Origin of the sequence: Paenibacillus aceti, from assembly GCF_003614185.1 — a bacterium.
GTDB lineage: Bacteria > Bacillota > Bacilli > Paenibacillales > Paenibacillaceae > Fontibacillus > Fontibacillus aceti.
Genome location: NZ_KZ987724.1, coordinates 2,669,767 through 2,687,235 on the forward strand (window position 1 = coordinate 2,669,767; position 17,469 = coordinate 2,687,235).

General features: G+C 44.8%; 13 protein-coding genes. All 13 read right to left on the bottom strand.

The features are described 5' to 3' along the window. On the bottom strand, nucleotides 1-3,264 hold a 3,264-nt coding region (locus BFJ94_RS11935), incomplete at its 3' end, for an OmpL47-type beta-barrel domain-containing protein (RefSeq protein ID WP_120462873.1). Nucleotides 3,265-3,397: 133 nt separating this feature from the next. Continuing rightward, the gene (locus BFJ94_RS11940) at nucleotides 3,398-3,979 is read right to left on the bottom strand and encodes a hypothetical protein (protein WP_162944253.1); all 582 of its coding nucleotides are present in this window, start codon (nucleotides 3,977-3,979) and stop codon (nucleotides 3,398-3,400) included. Nucleotides 3,980-4,289: 310 nt separating this feature from the next. After that, nucleotides 4,290-4,988, bottom strand: a complete 699-nt coding sequence (sigK, locus tag BFJ94_RS11945) for an RNA polymerase sporulation sigma factor SigK (RefSeq protein WP_120462875.1) — start codon at nucleotides 4,986-4,988, stop codon at nucleotides 4,290-4,292. Nucleotides 4,989-5,188: 200 nt separating this feature from the next. After that, on the bottom strand, nucleotides 5,189-6,322 hold the full coding sequence (locus BFJ94_RS11950) for a DUF6155 family protein (RefSeq protein ID WP_120462876.1): 1,134 nt from the start codon (nucleotides 6,320-6,322) through the stop codon (nucleotides 5,189-5,191). 71 nt (nucleotides 6,323-6,393) lie between these two features. Then, the gene (locus tag BFJ94_RS25835) at nucleotides 6,394-6,654 is read right to left on the bottom strand and encodes a VanZ family protein (RefSeq protein WP_229717222.1); all 261 of its coding nucleotides are present in this window, start codon (nucleotides 6,652-6,654) and stop codon (nucleotides 6,394-6,396) included. A gap of 361 nt (nucleotides 6,655-7,015) precedes the next feature. Beyond that, nucleotides 7,016-8,443: an amino acid permease gene (locus BFJ94_RS11960; protein ID WP_120462877.1), complete on the bottom strand. Its 1,428-nt coding sequence runs from the start codon at nucleotides 8,441-8,443 to the stop codon at nucleotides 7,016-7,018. A 705-nt stretch (nucleotides 8,444-9,148) separates the two neighbouring features. Then, nucleotides 9,149-10,192 carry a zinc-dependent alcohol dehydrogenase family protein gene (locus BFJ94_RS11965; RefSeq protein WP_120462878.1) on the bottom strand — a complete coding sequence of 348 codons (1,044 nt, stop codon included), beginning with the start codon at nucleotides 10,190-10,192 and terminating at the stop codon, nucleotides 9,149-9,151. A gap of 558 nt (nucleotides 10,193-10,750) precedes the next feature. Further along, on the bottom strand, nucleotides 10,751-12,421 hold the full coding sequence (locus tag BFJ94_RS11970; protein WP_120462879.1) for a glycerol-3-phosphate dehydrogenase/oxidase: 1,671 nt from the start codon (nucleotides 12,419-12,421) through the stop codon (nucleotides 10,751-10,753). Nucleotides 12,422-12,575: 154 nt separating this feature from the next. Then, nucleotides 12,576-14,066: a glycerol kinase GlpK gene (glpK, locus tag BFJ94_RS11975; protein ID WP_120462880.1), complete on the bottom strand. Its 1,491-nt coding sequence runs from the start codon at nucleotides 14,064-14,066 to the stop codon at nucleotides 12,576-12,578. 54 nt (nucleotides 14,067-14,120) lie between these two features. After that, nucleotides 14,121-14,933: an MIP/aquaporin family protein gene (locus tag BFJ94_RS11980; RefSeq protein WP_120462881.1), complete on the bottom strand. Its 813-nt coding sequence runs from the start codon at nucleotides 14,931-14,933 to the stop codon at nucleotides 14,121-14,123. Between the two features lie 145 nt (nucleotides 14,934-15,078). Further along, nucleotides 15,079-15,666, bottom strand: coding sequence for a glycerol-3-phosphate responsive antiterminator (locus BFJ94_RS11985; protein ID WP_120462882.1), 588 nt, complete (start codon nucleotides 15,664-15,666; stop codon nucleotides 15,079-15,081). A gap of 148 nt (nucleotides 15,667-15,814) precedes the next feature. Continuing rightward, nucleotides 15,815-16,219 (bottom strand): NUDIX hydrolase, encoded by a 405-nt coding sequence (locus BFJ94_RS11990; RefSeq protein WP_120462883.1) that lies wholly within the window; start codon nucleotides 16,217-16,219, stop codon nucleotides 15,815-15,817. Nucleotides 16,220-16,333: 114 nt separating this feature from the next. Continuing rightward, nucleotides 16,334-17,131, bottom strand: a complete 798-nt coding sequence (locus BFJ94_RS11995) for a carbohydrate-binding protein (protein ID WP_120462884.1) — start codon at nucleotides 17,129-17,131, stop codon at nucleotides 16,334-16,336. Nucleotides 17,132-17,469 lie beyond the last annotated feature (338 nt).

The window sequence follows — 17,469 nt, forward strand, 5'->3', positions numbered from 1 at the left end:
CGCCTTTAGAGCATACGAACCTCTAAAACCAAGAATTTGCTTATTGGAGTTACTTCCCCATCCCCAAACTGTTCCATCTGTTTTAACTCCATAAGCATATCCGTCACCAGCTACCAACTCACTGACTCCTGTTACTCCTTTTACCTGAACTGGAGTATCCCTGTCCACTCTTGAGTCGTCTCCTAATTGGCCAGACCCATTCTGGCCCCATGACCACACTGTACCGTCATTCTTCAAGGCATAGCTACTTTGTCCATTAGCTGCAATTGCAATAATATCTGTCAAGCCTTTCACTTGCACTGGAATCAAGCTATCCTTATTGCCCCCATTACCCAGTTGTCCAAAGAAGTTTCTTCCCCATGACCACACCGTACCATCGCTCTTCAAGGCCATACTATGTCCTGAACCAGCCGCTACTGAAAGAACATGGGTCAATCCCTGAATCTCTACTGCTGTCGTCTTAGCTGTCGTCGTTCCATCCCCAAGTTCTCCATGGTTGTTAGATCCCCACGCAAGTACGCTTCCATTTGCTTTTACTTGCAACGTGTGGTTACTCCCTGCCCCAATTAGACTTTTGGGTGTTCGGACAATAAATACCCCTTCATGTGAGGAGTTAGTAGCTTCATCTCTAGCGACAACAGAAAAAGTGTAATATCTGTCAGGAACTAAATTATTGAATGTGAACTCAGCCTCAGTTGTACTCCCAACAAATTCAGAATCCTGGTAAACATCATAACTAGTTACACCTACATTATCGTTAGAAGGCAACCAGGAAATTTTCACCTGATTATAATTAAATAATAAAATTTCAAAACCGCTAGGCATAGATGGCTTCGTTTTATCAACTTTAGCAACATCTACAACTTCATCACTTAAATTAAATACATTATCTACTGTTCTTGCATAGATGTTATATAATCCTTCAGTATCAATAATTATTGGAGTAGAATAGTCTTTCCATTCACCATCTTTTCCTATTTTGTATTGATACTTTTGAAATCCACTATCCGCATCTTGTGAATCAGATAAAGTAATACTTACAAATTTATTGGTCCATTTCAGAGGGACGATTGTCATCGTAGGCTTAGTTGGATTCGTAGTGTCTACTTTTACAGTCTCTATTAGTATCTCTGAATCGTTCCTATTTTTATCTCTGACAAAAGACTTGAATTTATATATTCCAGTGTCAGGTAATGGAATAGGTCCCGTATACTCTTTGTACCCAGAGTCGTTTAAATCATAAAAAATCTTGTAGACACCAGACTCATTATCCTCTCCCAAAATATTGTAGTATACGTCTTTACCATACCATTCGTTCACACCTTTTACTCCGTCAATTTTTGAAGTAATAGTTGGTATTGTTTCATCTAAAATATCTTCTCTACTTAATTCCACAGAAGGCAGTAGATTACGATCAATAACTCCATCACCGTCAATATCAATATGAAGTGTAATTTGTCCATCTCTATTCGTTTCTGAAGTCAAAACTGACTTTGGAGTTATCCTTATAGCATCGAATCTAACCACTTTATCCTCTATCTCATTCTCATTTGTCCACGCTAATGTATAAACTAAATATCCATACCCCGTTCCTTTCATTTTAACAGTATAATTATCCTCATCTAGAGTTATAAATCTATTGTCACCATCGCTGTAATAATTACTATATGGAATGTTTTGATCAAAATCTTCTCCATTTATCCCCACATGGTTACCTAATGTATCATTAACATGTAATTCAACTGGCCCTTCACTTTGAAGAGATACGGAAGCAACACCTATTTTCTTCTTACTAATTTTAGGAGCTAGTTCATTCGGCTTACCATTTAGAATGTTTAAAACTTGCATTTGCACATTTGAATTACTTACAAGAGATGTATGGTCTTCTCTGATATAATACGTTCTACTAGGATCCAATCTATTACCTACTGTGGCACTATTTCTGAGTACGGTACCATCACCTTTTTGATAGGTTATTTTATCGATTCTCGGGAATCCAGAGTCCACCCCAACCATTGTTAAATTACTTACAGAATCTATTCCATCACCTATAATATAATATGAATTTACTGAACTAAGACTTTTTAAGATGTTTAAACTATTATGAAAAGACTCTGATTGATCTACCATCTTATTATTTGACCAAGCTGTATTTTTAAGAAACTTTTTTGTCTCATCGTAATTTAAAGCAACAGATTCAGAACGACCAAACCATGGTAATCCAACGTATGATTTTTTAGTAACATATGTTGCAGAATTATAATCAAAAAAATTTTTCGATGGTAAAAGCTGATAAGCAGAATATACATTTCTCATAACCTCTCTGAAAGCATCACCAGTAAGAGAATCTTCAAATGTTCGCCCAACAACATGACCAGTTGTAAATATGTATAATGCTTGTGGAGCCCCCAAATATGGGGTACCGATAGTAACTAACTTATCAATATTCTTGCCATGACCTTCATTTATATATTCTGTTGCAAGTAACCCCCCCATACTATGAGCTACTACGAATATCTTACTACTTGAATGTTTGTTTTTTACTTCTGTATCCACTATCCTTTTTAATTTTGCTACATTTTGCTTTATATCAGCTCTCCAATCGTACCCAACATTCACAACTTTAAAATGTTTTTTTGTAAAATAGGTCTCAAAACTCTTATAATAATCTGATATTGGATCCCCAGGAACTATTGTATTATCAACACTTTCCCCACTTTCATACATCTTTAGCTGATTTATATACTGGTTGACAAAAATAGCTTTTGGTAGATTATCGGGAGGAAGCCAAATTTTTTTGCTTCCAGAGTATAACTCTGTACCCATAATCCCAGGAATAAAAATTATTCTATGTTGATAAACATTAACTGAAACGCTAGCCGAATAATTTTCCCCATTGTCAATATCAATAGGAGATATTTCGAATCTATACGTACCATCCTCACTATACTGATTAGATTTAAACTCGAAAATATCACCTAAGTTTCCGCTATACTTATAATATGTATTTTGAAATTTACTATTCCGATAAACATCGATCTTTACTGTATGTGGTTTATCATCAAAATAATAAAAAATAACTATATTTTCTCCAAACTCAACTTCACTTTTTTCGGCATATGCATGCGTGCTTCTGGTTCCTATCGAACCGAAATTTAAATTTTCACTACTAGTCGAATAAGTACTTTTTGCTAATGAAATATTGCTAACAAAAGCTTGCAATAGAATAATACATAAAAAAATAGAGGACAGTTTTTTTTTCATTATTTATTCCTCCTAAAAATGATTTAGTAGCTCTCTTAGGTACCAAATACATCTACTGTTCTTTATAGACCTAATTTCATTGAGTTCATTCGATGAAAATGACAGCTTTTCTTAAATCCATTAATCACTTTTTTTATTGCTTGATTTCTATCCCAAACTCATCGCATTTTGTGAATGGGTAACAGTATTCGATTTCCCGATATACATTAAATTTAATACTAAGAACCCAATTCTCATCGTAATCAAAAAATGAAATGAACATATCCTTACTGAAAGTTCCACTTATAATTTTATCTATTTCATTTTTTTGAATCTCCTCATTCTTGGTCTTTACTATTGCAACAACTCCACTTCTCTTTTGATTAGTCATTTCCTTACTTATTTTAAAATTAACAATATATGGAATCCCTGCTTTTTCTATAGCATTAATAACTTCCTGATTCAATTGTTTTTGCACCTGATTTGAAGGAATTTCGAAATAATGTCTTATTTGGATTCCAACTTGCTGAATCTGAGGACCACTGACAAACAGAATAACGTACAGAAGTATATTCAAAAACAAAAAGGAACTGGAATACCTTCTTTTAAGTACTATCAAAGATGCTACATAACATAAAAAAATGGCTAATGTTACAGCTAACCAAAATAACGCAACTTTCCTATTACTGTTCCAAAAGAACATTCCAATAAATGTCGTAAAACTAAGGATAGCCATTAGACTACTCCACAATAACAAAGATATTTTTTTACACATATTTCACCTTCCCCCCCAAAAAATCCATGAATATGGGTAAGCCATATTATTACTAGTATAATTGATATAGAAGTCGAATGTTGTCGTTTTATGGATAGCTGAAGAATAACAAATATTTTTTGAGGTGATTCCCATATTGCCGCTTAACCCCTTAGCCTTTACTTTTGACTCTTGTTTCCAGTAGATTTCACACCTTTTGAAGCTAAGCTTACATAAAAAAAAGACTGCCACGTCTCCACATGACAGCCTTAGATTCAATCCACTTTTAATATCAACGCTTGGATTTATAAAACTCATGATACAGCTTCATTAAAGCTCGCTTCTCGATGCGGGACACATAGCTGCGACTGATCCCCAGTTCCCTGGCTATTTCGCGCTGCGTCCGTTCCTCGCCTCCATGCTCAAGACCGAACCTGCCTTTGATGACTTCCTGTTCCCTGGAATCCAGAATATCCAGGTTCTGATAGATTTTGCTCTTCTCCATTTTAAGCTGAACCCGGTCTACAACATCGTCCTCTTCCGTCCCAAGAATGTCAATTAATGTAATTTCATTTCCTTCTTTGTCAGTTCCAATTGGATCGTGCAATGAGACGTCCTTACGGGTTTTCTTCAGCGACCGGAGATGCATCAGTATTTCATTTTCTATACATCTTGCCGCAAAAGTTGCCAGCTTCGTTCCTTTGTTCGGGCGGAAGCTCTCAATCGCCTTGATCAGCCCGATCGTGCCAATGGAGATCAGATCCTCCAGGTCTTCACCGGTGTTATCAAATTTCTTCACGATATGTGCCACAAGCCTTAGGTTATGCTCAATCAATATGTTGCGGGACATCGCATCGCCTTCAGCCATCCGCTGAAGGTGCTTCGCTTCCTCTTCTTCCGTTAGCGGCTGAGGAAAGGCATTATTCTTCACGTAAGAGACAAGCAAGGTCAGCTGCTTAATAAACAGCGCAATCGCGGATACCAACTCCATGAACAGCACCCCCACGTCGATTGGCTGAAGGGCAAGCACACTCCGGTACGCCGCTTCAGCACACTTTAAAGTTCAGTTGTACATTGTATGTGGGCGGCGGCCCAGATGTGCCTGTTCAAGGGGAATTGATCCGGATAATAAATGTGGCGAAAAATCAAAGTAAGTACACATACGGTCGATACGGATATGCGAAGAGCATATCAAATCCATCTTATTAGAGTGTACAGTTCAGACATATTAGAATGGAGACTCCAGCCAACTCCTTCTGTCTTCGGAACAATCGCTTCAATTCTTTCCTCGTATTCGTCGAACAATTCTCCCGTTTCATCTTCATTCACTTGTTCAATGATAGTAGCATACATGGATACCATGCTGTGGTAAAAGCGTTCATCAATGTCCCCATAGCTTTGGGTGAAGTCAACACCATTTTCAACATAAATCAGCCTTAGCTCCAAGGCGTATCTGGCGCTTCCGGTCAATTTTTCGAATTCCGCAATTGCCTTTTTCGCTTCCTGAAGTTTCAGTTTGCCAAATCCTCGTTCAGGGAAAAACTCTTGCTCGACCTTCTTGCGATACTCTAGAAATAATGATTCTACCGCTTCATTCCCCAGTATTTTCACGGCCAGAAACTTCTTCACATCATTGCTGGTACCATAACAATCCTTGACAAGCTCGATCAACTGATCATGACTAAGCTGTTTCAAATGCTTATTCAGAACGGATTTCGTCAGCTTCACAGGCTTTTTGTCTTCCGGACGCCTATTTAGTGATTTGGGGAGCAACTTGTCCGTTTGCTTTTGAAGCTCCAGGTTCATTTCTTCACGGGAGAAATATTCAGGATCATAACCTTCGCGAACCCAATCAATAAACTCATCCCGCTCCGGATGTTTGGGATCAGACAATATCTCCAGCATATGCTGATGCCCCCAGATGCCTCCCACATCTTCCTGCGGGCAACTTCGAGCTCCCTCCAAACACAAGGGTGCCGGGTTGGATATCGATGGATCGATTTTGACCAATGTAACCTTATGCTGCCAATCATCTCCGAAATCATAGACGTAGGTAAAAACAGTGTTTTCCTCGCAAACCTGCCTCCGGACAATTTCTCTTCGTGCATTCAGCGTCTCGTGATGTTCCATATGCTCAAATACCGGATCGGGCAGACCAATCACCGTTTTATTTACATGAAACTCGTACAAATGGTAATTTTCCCACCCCATGACCACTTGGATAATTTGGTGAAGTTGATGAAACGTGATGTCGGGATGGAATTGAAATTCTCGCCATATTTTGGGTGTGATTTCCTCAAGTTCAACTCTGCAAATATATACCATTATCTTCTACTCTCCTTTTCAGTGTTCCGTATTGACATGTCAAACATCGTTATAATCCTTTTGTTAACCTTTTAGAAGCGCATATAAGGCCCAGATCTTCGCTTGCGATAATGAATGAAGGCTCCCGCGATGGCGTAGCAGAGCACGACCAGGGCAATTCCGATACTATCGATCCCCACATCAATGGTATGGCCTGTGCGATTTACAACAAAGGTCTGATGCCATTCATCGGTCACCGCATACAACAATGCGACAACAGCTCCTCCTGCAATGGCGGACGCACGCTTCCACTTCAGAGCGAGCAGGGTCTGTATGGACAAGAATGTAAGCATGGCGAAGATACTAACATGGGCGCCCTGCGAATAAAAAATTCGATAAAATCATAAGGCTGCTCCGAACTAACAAATTGACCACTATAATAAAAACCCACATCCGGCAGACTCTGCACCAACTTTTCGGGAAGATGAGCCGCTAGCGAGGGCCTGAGATCCTGTTCATAGTAGGGCTGCGAGGATTTATAGAAGATAAAGGCCATACAGAGTATCGTTAGCAGAAGCCAGATCAGAAACTTTTTACGCTGATAAGTCATGTTTTTGTGAGACCCTCCTTCTTGATATTTTCTTATTCTATCTATTGTTGCTCCAAAAAGAAAGAGACCGAAGCCTTGTAGCTTGGTCTCACGTAGTGCAGCACTTACCCCTTGCGCTTCACCCTAGCGAGCAATGGCAGAATCAATCCCAGTCCGAGCAGGATGAAGGGGGTCGCGATGTTTAAGCTTAGCTGGAAGTACCATTCCCCCGTGAATGGTTCGACCTTCGGGAACATTCCCATCAAGCAGGCGAAGGCCGTAAATAGGAAGCACCATAGGCCGATGATAAAGCCAAGCGTATTGTTTTTCACAAATTGATAGGTCGTCTCGAACTTGTGGGACATCAGCATCAGCGCCATAAAAGCGGCAAATACCCATAGGTAACGCAGCGGCATCACAATTGAGTTCAGATCGAGCAGCCAGTTGAACAAGGTATTCATATTGCCAATGCCCAGCGCTGGCACAATGATTATGATTCCCACCAGGATGGAGGTCATGATATAGCCATTAACCGGTGTACCCCGCTCATTAATCCTTAGCAGCGATTTGGGGACGTAGGTCTCATCGGAATCCGACAGCAGCACACGCAACGGGGCATCGATGGAGAAGGCTAGGGCTGATATTTGCGCCAAAACATTGGCAAGCGCGTAGATGATCATAATCCAGTTGCCAAGTCCATAATACTCGCCGAGAATCTGAAAGGCATAATATTGCCCGTTCATCTTCAGGTCTACAGGGATCTCATGGGAATTGAACATGAGTCCCATGGCATAGGAGCCCAGCAACGCGCAGATCGCAACCATAATCGCCAGCGTGAGCATACCGCGCGGGAACTCCTTCGATGGATTGTATGTGTTATTCACATATGGTGATATTTTCTCCGCCCCGCCTACAGCAAAGACAAGCATAGATATCGTCGTAAAATAGGCAAAGTTAAACTCCGGAATGAACGTCTTGAACGTGATGTTCGGCGTTGCCACCTCAGTTCCCCGCAGCGCAGGCGCCGCAATCGCGAGCACAATATAAAGAATGGACATGACGAAGACGGACATGCCCGCGATCGTGCCGATTCGCTTCAGTGAAGTAATTCCGCGCGAAGCCATCCATAGAAAAATCAAGAATATGACCAGGCATAACACTTGAACGAGTAAGGTAGACATCTCTTTGACAAATGTGCCGTTCTGTTTCGCTGCCCATCCCAACGCGATTAGTATCGCCTGCGGCTTCTGCGCCAAGTAGGGGATATGAACGACCCAATAAGTCCACGCTGCTAAATAGGCGACCTTGCCGCCCATCGTTTCCTTGATCCAGCTGCTTACCCCGCCCTTGTCATGCCTGAATGTCGAGCCTAACTGTCCGACCATCAAGGAGTACGGCACAAAATACAGGGCGATAATGAGAATCCATGAGGTGATTACAGTTAGCCCTTGGTTGGCGAAATTGTTGACCACATTCCCGAAGCCCCAGACAGAAACAAACGCCATCAGTGCGACGTTATACCATCGCAACTTCTTTATATCGTTGTCATCCATACTACTCAATCTCCCCTTCTATCTTGCGCAGGGGTGCAGCAGCAAAAATAACTTCGTCTGCTGTCCCGGTTCCCGACGCTGGCATAATTTAGGCCTATATGTCAGTTTTAACTTTGCCTGTAATATGCCACTTCATGCATGAACCGTGAGATTGAGCTGGAGGCTTGCCCCCTACAACGTAAGGTGAGAGCAAGGCCCTTGTTCCTGGTCACTCCTACTCCTAAGTAATTGCAGAACGTACACTTATTTGAGGGATGAGCGCTGGATTCTCTTTTTAGTTGCATTTCCTACATTTAGAATCACCTTTTTCTTATAAATCAAGGTCAACCGTTATTTTAACTGTACTTTTTACAATTAGAGTGATGCCGCAGCCGATTTGTTGGATTTTAGTTGTACTTTATGCAGCTAGCAAACCGCTCACACCGTCTCATTACTTTCTAAGGAAACTACAGAGCCATATTTACTCCAAATCAGAGGCATTTCGAATCCTAACGAAACACCATAACGCTATTTGAGCTAAATCGAAGCTTTGAGCGACTATTTCGGCGGAATAGCGATCCCCTGTTTCGTTAGAATTCGATGCTAAGCCCTCCAGGTCACCCAAAACTACCGACGGGATGATGAATGGATAACCCGGTAAATACATAACTTCATTAAATAGCCCCCACCTTGTCTTCAAGATGGGGGCTATGATTAGCTTATAGGTTATTCGAAGTCAATCATGATTTTTAGTGCTTTTTCCTTCGCTGCATTACCGAATGTATGATAAGCATCCAAAATTTGATCGAATTTATAACGGTGTGTTACTAAAGCTTCAGGCTGGATTTTACCGCTTTGTAAGGTTTTTAACAACATAGGTGTCGTGTTGGTGCTTACCAGACCTGTGGTAATTTTGACGTTACGGATCCATAAGTCCTGTAATTGCAAATCAACGGGCTTGCCATGTACACCAACATTCGCTAAGCGACCACCTGGCGACAACATACGTTGGCAGAGATCGAATGTGGCCGGAAACCCAACGGCTTCGATTACTACATCCACACCGCGGCCATCTGTTAACTCCTTAATTTTCGCTAAAGCGGCCTCTGCATCTTTCGAGTTGATGGTGTCAGTTGCACCAAATTTCTTAGACTCAGCCAAACGATTGTCATCAAGGTCAATCATGATGATTCTGGACGGAGAATAGAATTGAGAGGTCAATAAGGCGGACATCCCGATGGGACCTGCACCGACGATTGCTACAACATCACCTGGTTCGACTTGGCCATTTAATACGCCTATTTCAAAGCCTGTCGGCAAAATATCGGAAATCATTACCGCTGCATCATCGGAAATCCCCTTCGGAATGTGGTACAAGCTATTGTCGGCATGTGGAATGTGCACATATTCAGCTTGCGTTCCGTTGATCAAGTGCCCCAAAATCCAGCCGCCATCTTCACAGTGCGCATACATAGATTTTTTGCAATAGTAGCATTTACCGCATGAAGTTACACATGAAATGATAACTTTGTCGCCTACTTTAAAGTTGGAAACGCCAGCGCCGACCTCTTCTACAATACCGATCCCTTCATGTCCCAAAATAGTGCCTTCTTTAACAGCCGGTACATCTCCCTTAAGGATATGCAAATCCGTACCACAGATTGTTGTTTTTAGAAGACGGACTACAGCGTCGTCATCCTTAATAACTCGTGGCTTCTCTACCTCGCGTACTTCTTTTTTGCCTGGACCAGCATAAACTAAAGCCTTCATGATTATTACCGCTCCTTTTTGACTGATTTTGAAGATATTTTTGGCGCAATAAAATTCATTGAATATACAATTTTTAATGCGCTTTCAGTGACAAATATAACATACTTTCATAATTGGGACAACCATCCAGTCAATTTTAAAATAAGGGGCTGTCTTAAAAGTCGATTTTTGCGACTTGGAGACGCCCCTTTTTAGCGTTAGATTACTAACGGAAATCACCGCCGTTATTTAGCTGAATTTCCCTCACTTTAGAAGTGTAAAGGAAATAGGATTCGTTATTAGCTGAGTATAGCTCTGTTTTTGCTGGAATCACTCGTAATAAGGTCGCTTTATTTCCGTTACATTTTTTACAGGCACTAAATTGCCCTAATAGCGCACTCTATTTCCTTTAGAACTGCTAGCTAGCTAACTAGCGACTCTTGCTGCGAAACAATCGTGACGCATTTAGCTCGAGATTACATTCTACCCCCTTGCAGAGTCCCTTTTAGACGCGAATAGCGTTACCCTGTTTCGTTAGAATTTGCGAAGGCTCCTTTGGACACGAAAAGTGTTAGTTATTTACTCCGCCTCCACCTGCGGTACAACGGCCTGATGCAAGGCTACATCCAGCTCTTCAGTATACTCGGCGCGCTGCTCCGCCGTCCAGCCGAAAGCAGAAGCCATATATTCAATCACGGGCTCCTTCCATTCGCGGACCCACTGGATATTAAAGAAGAGCGCTCCGGTGCGGCGGATGAAGAAGTCAACCGGCTTCACCGTCATCTCCTCCTCGATGGCATATACGAGCGGGACGAGCACTTCGAGCGGCAATCCGCTTGCTTGCTCCTTCTCCCGATAGCGCTTCGCGATATCGAAGAGGCGGTCTACGTTGGAGCCGTAATGACGCGCCCAGCGCTCAGTCAGCCCGGCGTCCAGCCCGCGGCGCGCACCTTCCTCTTTTTTCTTCTGAATGTAACTCGGGAATCGCTCCGATCCACCCACTTGTCCACCGGAGATCGGCAGATGCTTGGTCATCACCGGAACGAACGACACGCCCTGCTCTTTTCCCAGCAGCTGCATGACCAGATCGACGATCGTCTCGGCCATTTTGCGATAGCCTGTGAGCTTGCCACCAGCGATTGTAATCAGGCCGGAAGGGGACTGCCAGATCTCGTCGCGGCGGGAAATTTCCGAGGCGTTCTTTCCCTCTTCATAGATCAACGGCCTTACGCCCGCCCAGCTGGATTCGATATCCTCTACAGTGAGTTGAACGCTGGGGAACATGTAGCGAATCGCCGCCATGATATAATCGCGATCCTCCTTGGTCATAAGAGGCTGGATTGGGTCGCCCCCGTAGAACGTATCGGTCGTTCCTACATATGTCTTGCCATCACGGGGGATCGCGAATACCATTCGGCCATCCGGCGTATCGAAATAAATCGCCTGCTTCAAAGGAAACTTCGACTGATCGATGACAAGATGAACCCCTTTGGACAGTTGAAGATGCTTGCCTGTCTTAGAGTGATCCTTGCTGCGCAGCTCATCGACCCACGGCCCTGCCGCATTGATAATCTTCTTGGCGCGGAATTCGTAAGACTCCCCGTCCAGTTGATCGACGACTCGTACCCCGACGATCTTATCAGTCTCATACAGGAAAGATTCCACCTTCATATAATTCAGCGCCAGCGCTCCGGTACGAACGGCCTCCTTCATCACTTCGATCGTCAGCCGGGCATCATCTGTACGATATTCTACATAGTAACCGCCACCCAAAAGCCCTTCCTGCTTCAGCAAAGGTTCGCGAACCTTCGTCTCCTGCTCCGACAGAATCCGCCGCCGCTCACTGCGCTTGACGCCAGCCAGAAAATCATAGACGCGCAAGCCGATGCCTGTGCTGAACTTGCCGAACGTCCCACCACGATGCAGCGGAAGCAGCATCCACTCCGGCGTCGTCACATGCGGGCCATTCTCATATACAATTGCCCGTTCCTTGCCCACCTCAGACACGGTTTTGATATCAAATTGCTTCAAATAACGAAGGCCCCCGTGCACCAACTTAGTCGAACGGCTTGAGGTGCCTGCCGCAAAGTCCTGCATCTCGAACAACGCCGTCCTGAGCCCTCTCGTCGTCGCATCCAGAGCGATCCCGGCGCCGGTAATCCCTCCGCCTACTACAATCAGATCAAGTGCTTCCTTCCCCATTGCTTCTACCATCGATTTGCGCTTCGCAGCGGAAAATGTAACTGTCATGCGATGATCCTCCCTCGTCGATAAGACGGTATGATTTGAGTAACAAAAAAACCGCAATAACACTAAAGTCATAGACTAAAGTGCAATTGCGGTTTCTCTATTCTCCAACCGAATTTAAATATTAACTTATTAAAATTTTAGCATATGAGCGCAATTATTTAAATACTTTTGTAGCTTCTATCGCTTTGGCCCAGCCCGCATACAATTCATTACGACGCGCTTCCGTCATGGATGGGGTGAAGGTGCGGTCGATGCTCCACTGCGTCGCGATCTCTTCCTGGCTCTCCCAGTATCCGACAGCCAGACCAGCGAGGTAAGCTGCGCCAAGCGCCGTCGTCTCGAACACTTGCGGACATTCCACTGGCACGCCGAGCATATCGCTCTGGAACTGCATCAGGAAATTGTTCTGAATCGCCCCGCCATCGACGCGCAGGGTCGTCAGTCCGATGGAAGAGTCGGCTTCCATCGCGTTCAGTACATCCTTGCTCTGATAAGCGAGCGATTCCAGGGTCGCGCGGATGAAATGCTCTTTGCTAGTACCGCGTGTCAGGCCGAAGATGGCTCCCTTCACCTCGCTATCCCAATAGGGGGTACCCAGCCCGACGAATGCAGGTACAACATACACGCCATCTGTCGAGTCTACCCGGCTTGCATACTGCTCGCTATCCTTCGATTCCTTAATCATACGCAGTCCGTCGCGAAGCCATTGCACCGCAGATCCTGCTACGAACACGCTGCCCTCCAGCGCATACTCCACTTTACCATCGATCCCCCAGGCGATTGTCGTAAGCAGCCCGTTCGAGGAGCGAACCGCCTGTTCCCCGGTATTCATCAGCATGAAGCATCCCGTACCGTAGGTATTCTTGGCCATCCCCTGCTTGAAGCAGGCTTGCCCGAACAAGGCGGCCTGTTGGTCTCCGGCAGCACCGGCAATCGGAACCTCTTCACCGAAGAAATGATAGTTCACGGTCTTGCCATAGATCTCAGAGGATGAACGTACTTCCGGAAGCATCTGCTTCGGAATCGTAAGCAGCTCAAGCAGTTCATCATCCCACTTCAATTCATGGATATTATACATCAGCGTGCGTGAAGCATTACTGTAATCCGTGACATGCACCTCACCGCCAGTGAGCTTCCAGATCAGCCAGGTGTCAATGGTACCGAAGAGCAGATCGCCACGCTCTGCCTTTTCCCGGGCTCCAGGAACATGATCGAGAATCCATTTGACCTTCGTTCCCGAGAAATAAGAGTCGATCAACAGTCCAGTCTTGGAGCGGAATAATTCCTCATGCCCAGCCGCCTTCAGCTCATCACAGATAGACTTCGTCTGTCTGGATTGCCATACGATCGCGTTATAAACCGGACGTCCCGATTCCTTATCCCATACAACGGTCGTCTCACGCTGGTTCGTGATACCGATCCCGACAATTTGCTCTGGCTTCACCCCGGACTCAATCAGACAAGTCGCGATCACAGCAAGGATCGTCCCCCAGATTTCCTGGGCGTTATGCTCTACCCAACCCGGTTCCGGGAAAATCTGCGTAAATTCCTTCTGAGACACATGCACAATCTGGCCTTCTCTATTGAATAAAATCGCTCTGGAGCTCGTTGTACCTTGATCTAGAGACAAAATGTATTTTTCCATCTTAATTCCCCCATCTAAGTATTATAAAACCAAATTATGATTGAAATAAAATCCTTACATCGACACGCTGCGGTTTGCGCTTCTCCCGGAGAGCAGCAGCGACAGGACCAGGATCACAAGCGCTATACCCATCACTACCCAGATTGCGACATCCTGATGTCCCAAGAACACCGTCTTGTAAAATAATGCGCCAAGCGCGCCTCCAAGCATCGGTCCAACAACAGGGACCCAGGCATATTTCCAATTCGAGCTTCCCTTCCCCGGTATCGGGAGCAGCATATGGGCGATTCTCGGCCCCAGGTCACGCGCTGGGTTGATCGCATACCCTGTCGCTCCGCCTAAGGATAGACCGATGCTCACGATGAGGAAGCCTACAATCAGCGGGTTCAACCCATCCGTGAACTTGTTGGCGCCGATAGCCAGAATGCCGAGCACGAGGATGAAGGTTCCGATCATCTCGCTCATCAAATTGGAGAACGGATGATAGACAGCGGGACTAGTTGCAAATACACTAAGCTTGGCTTTAGGATCATCCGTCACCTTCCAATGCTGCAAATAATGGAGATACACGATAACTGCGCCCGCTATGGCGCCAATCATCTGCGCTGCCACGTAGGAGGGGACATCCGCCCAAGGAAAGCTGCCGATTAGCGCAAGCCCCAAGGTGAGCGCCGGGTTGAGATGGGCCCCGCTGATCGGACCTACCGAATACGCCGCGATGGCGACGGCTAACCCCCAGCCAAATGTAATGACAATCCAGCCTGAATTTGCTGCATAAGACTTCTTCAACGATACCCCTGCACATACGCCCCCGCCTAGCGCAGTCAGGATCATCGTTCCGATTAGCTCTCCCCAAAATGCTGACATATCAAGACCCCTTCCATGGAATATGGCTGTTAAGAACACAAAGAGACCTACATCGATTCACACACTGTCTCCAAATTGCAGGAAAGGCAGTGCGTTCAAATGTAGATCTCCAAGTCTCCATAACATTATTAACTTGATTCAAATTTTAATTAAAATTGTAAACGTTGTCAATCACTTTTTTTTCACATTCTGTCCACAATCTCTTGTTGGAGGTAGTAACTGCTTCAGCTCCAGCCTCCAGAGCCAGCCTCACATCCTCGCTCGTCGAAATAAAGCCTCCGGCCAGAATTGGCAGATTCGTCCGCGCCTTCACCTTGCGGATGACGCTCGGCATACCGCCAGGCAGCACCTCGATAACATCCGGCTGCGTGCTCTCTAGCAGCTTGCAGCTCTTCTCCAAGGCACTGTTATCGATGAGGAAAATACGCTGAACCGCTATGACTCCTTTTTGCTTGGCCTTTTGGATGACACTGGACTTCGTAGACAGAATCCCGAATGGTCGATACTCCTGACACAGATACTCCGTCGCATGTGCATCACTCTGCAAGCCCTGGATCAGGTCGATATGTAGGAACAGCTTCTTGTTTGCTTGCTGTACTATGCTGCAGGCGTGCTTCAGCTGGGCGATGTGAACATCGAGCAGCACCAGATATTCATAGGGTGACGCCACGGCCTTCTCCAAATCCTTCATTTGCCTGGATGCGGGTAAGATCCGCTGTTCATAGAATTTCATATGCTTAGGCCCCTTTGCCCTTTGGTATAATCTAATCATGATGCTCTAAATCCTCTGTTAGCTGCACATCCCATGGTAATTGTGATTTAGATCATATGCAAGCCTTTTTCCATTCTATTCTCTATGAACCCAGGAAATTACGAATGATTTACAGATACTCAAGCGCGTATGTGGTCGTCATCGTGAGGCGATCTGGCAGATGATCGAGCGGGAACCAACGTACATCCCCAAGAGCCTGCGGCTCCTGATTTTCTGCCTCCCCAGCCACAATATGAGCGAGGAAGGTCGGCGCCACATAATGCGTATTTTCCGCCGGGATGATGTGATTGGTGACACAGAGCAATTGATCCAATGCTATGTCAATGCCCAATTCTTCCTTGATCTCGCGAACGACCGCCGCTTCTATCGTCTCCATGTACTCCACCTTGCCCCCAGGCAGGCTCCAATGGTCTGCTTCAGGCGCTCTTTTGCGAAGGACGAGCAGTATACGGTTATGATCATCCTTGATAACAGCACCGACTCCGACCCTTGGCAAGTTCTCCATATTCTTCATCACTCTTCTTCCTCCTTAAATCCTCGATCTATGAAAAAAACAGGGCCGATCCCTGTTCAGAGAACGGCCCCTTCATATTTTATAATATGTTCCACAATAATACTATCCTACTAACTATTTAGCGGTTTCCCGACCATAGACTTCGATCTGAGTAAGCGCCGGGAACGGAGACGGATCATCCGCCTTGATCAGCTCTTTCAGCGTCACCCACTCCACCTTACGCGATGCGATTTCAAAGGTCTGCTTCATATGAGTCTTCACCAAATCCAGAGTCTCCTTGCTCCCATCCGAGAACGCTAATGTAACCCGCTCCCAATGACTATCATGCGGGAAGTCCGCTCGAAGCGTCAGCGCAACCTTATCAACCTCTACAGTTCTGCCGAAATCCACAGTCATCTCCGCATCAGGATTCTGGTTAATGCCCCAGGATTCGAAAGGCCATTTGCCGTGGGAGTAGTTCACACAGTTGCCGTTAATCGCATTGCGCGCAGCAAATACGGATTCGCCACGGGTCTCTACGTTAGCATAAGCATGGGGATAGCATGTGCTGTTCTCATGCTGATTATATACATTTAACGCCATGTTCCGATAAACATAAATCTCATCCTCGGTTGCCAGACGTGCTGTAAGCGTATGCAGATCACCTATGAACGTTTTCGGGGAATATGATATTTTCTTCTCATCGAACGGAATAATGAACCGGAAGTCTGGCCCTTTCAGATAGACCAGGGCAGGGTCCATGGCATCATCGAGCTGGATCATCAGAAATACGTTTTCATTTTCACTCTTCAGAACAATTTCGTCACCAGGTTCGTAGTATTTATCATAAACCAGATGGGCTTGTCCCTGATCTGAGCTGCTTGCCAGCACCGCACCATTTGCGCTTTGAATTTCAAGCGTAAGTTGAGTCATGTAGCATTCTCCTAATCTAGTTATATATTTGAATTATATTAATATCTTATCCTATTGCCAGATAGGAGACCAGTCTAAAACGCCAAGTGGTATAGATATTGCACTTACCAGGTCAAACATTGGCACAATTAGCGCTCAGTTACTCATCCGTAATTAAACCATCAAGAAAGCCCGATCCCTGAAACGATCCTTTTAGGTTTGAAAATATAAGTGCATTTTTGCAACTACATGCACCCTTTATTCCCTGAACAGAACAAATAAATGCAATTATACAACTATTCACCGGATTCATCCCCTGATCCACGCTTTTATAAGGATATAATTGTACATTCGCATCT

Excerpts from the sequence above, each read along its gene's own strand:
- BFJ94_RS11960 (WP_120462877.1), bottom strand. The coding sequence starts at position 8,443 with ATGGATGACAACGATATAAAGAAGTTGCGATGGTATAACGTCGCACTG.
- BFJ94_RS11970 (WP_120462879.1), bottom strand. The coding sequence starts at position 12,421 with ATGACAGTTACATTTTCCGCTGCGAAGCGCAAATCGATGGTAGAAGCA.
- BFJ94_RS11950 (WP_120462876.1), bottom strand. The coding sequence starts at position 6,322 with ATGGTATATATTTGCAGAGTTGAACTTGAGGAAATCACACCCAAAATA.
- sigK (WP_120462875.1), bottom strand. The coding sequence starts at position 4,988 with ATGGAGTTGGTATCCGCGATTGCGCTGTTTATTAAGCAGCTGACCTTG.
- BFJ94_RS11980 (WP_120462881.1), bottom strand. The coding sequence starts at position 14,933 with ATGTCAGCATTTTGGGGAGAGCTAATCGGAACGATGATCCTGACTGCG.
- BFJ94_RS25835 (WP_229717222.1), bottom strand. The coding sequence starts at position 6,654 with ATGCTTACATTCTTGTCCATACAGACCCTGCTCGCTCTGAAGTGGAAG.
- glpK (WP_120462880.1), bottom strand. The coding sequence starts at position 14,066 with ATGGAAAAATACATTTTGTCTCTAGATCAAGGTACAACGAGCTCCAGA.
- BFJ94_RS11940 (WP_162944253.1), bottom strand. The coding sequence starts at position 3,979 with ATGGCTATCCTTAGTTTTACGACATTTATTGGAATGTTCTTTTGGAAC.
- BFJ94_RS11965 (WP_120462878.1), bottom strand. The coding sequence starts at position 10,192 with ATGAAGGCTTTAGTTTATGCTGGTCCAGGCAAAAAAGAAGTACGCGAG.
- BFJ94_RS11990 (WP_120462883.1), bottom strand. The coding sequence starts at position 16,219 with ATGAAGAATATGGAGAACTTGCCAAGGGTCGGAGTCGGTGCTGTTATC.
- BFJ94_RS11995 (WP_120462884.1), bottom strand. The coding sequence starts at position 17,131 with ATGACTCAACTTACGCTTGAAATTCAAAGCGCAAATGGTGCGGTGCTG.
- BFJ94_RS11985 (WP_120462882.1), bottom strand. The coding sequence starts at position 15,666 with ATGAAATTCTATGAACAGCGGATCTTACCCGCATCCAGGCAAATGAAG.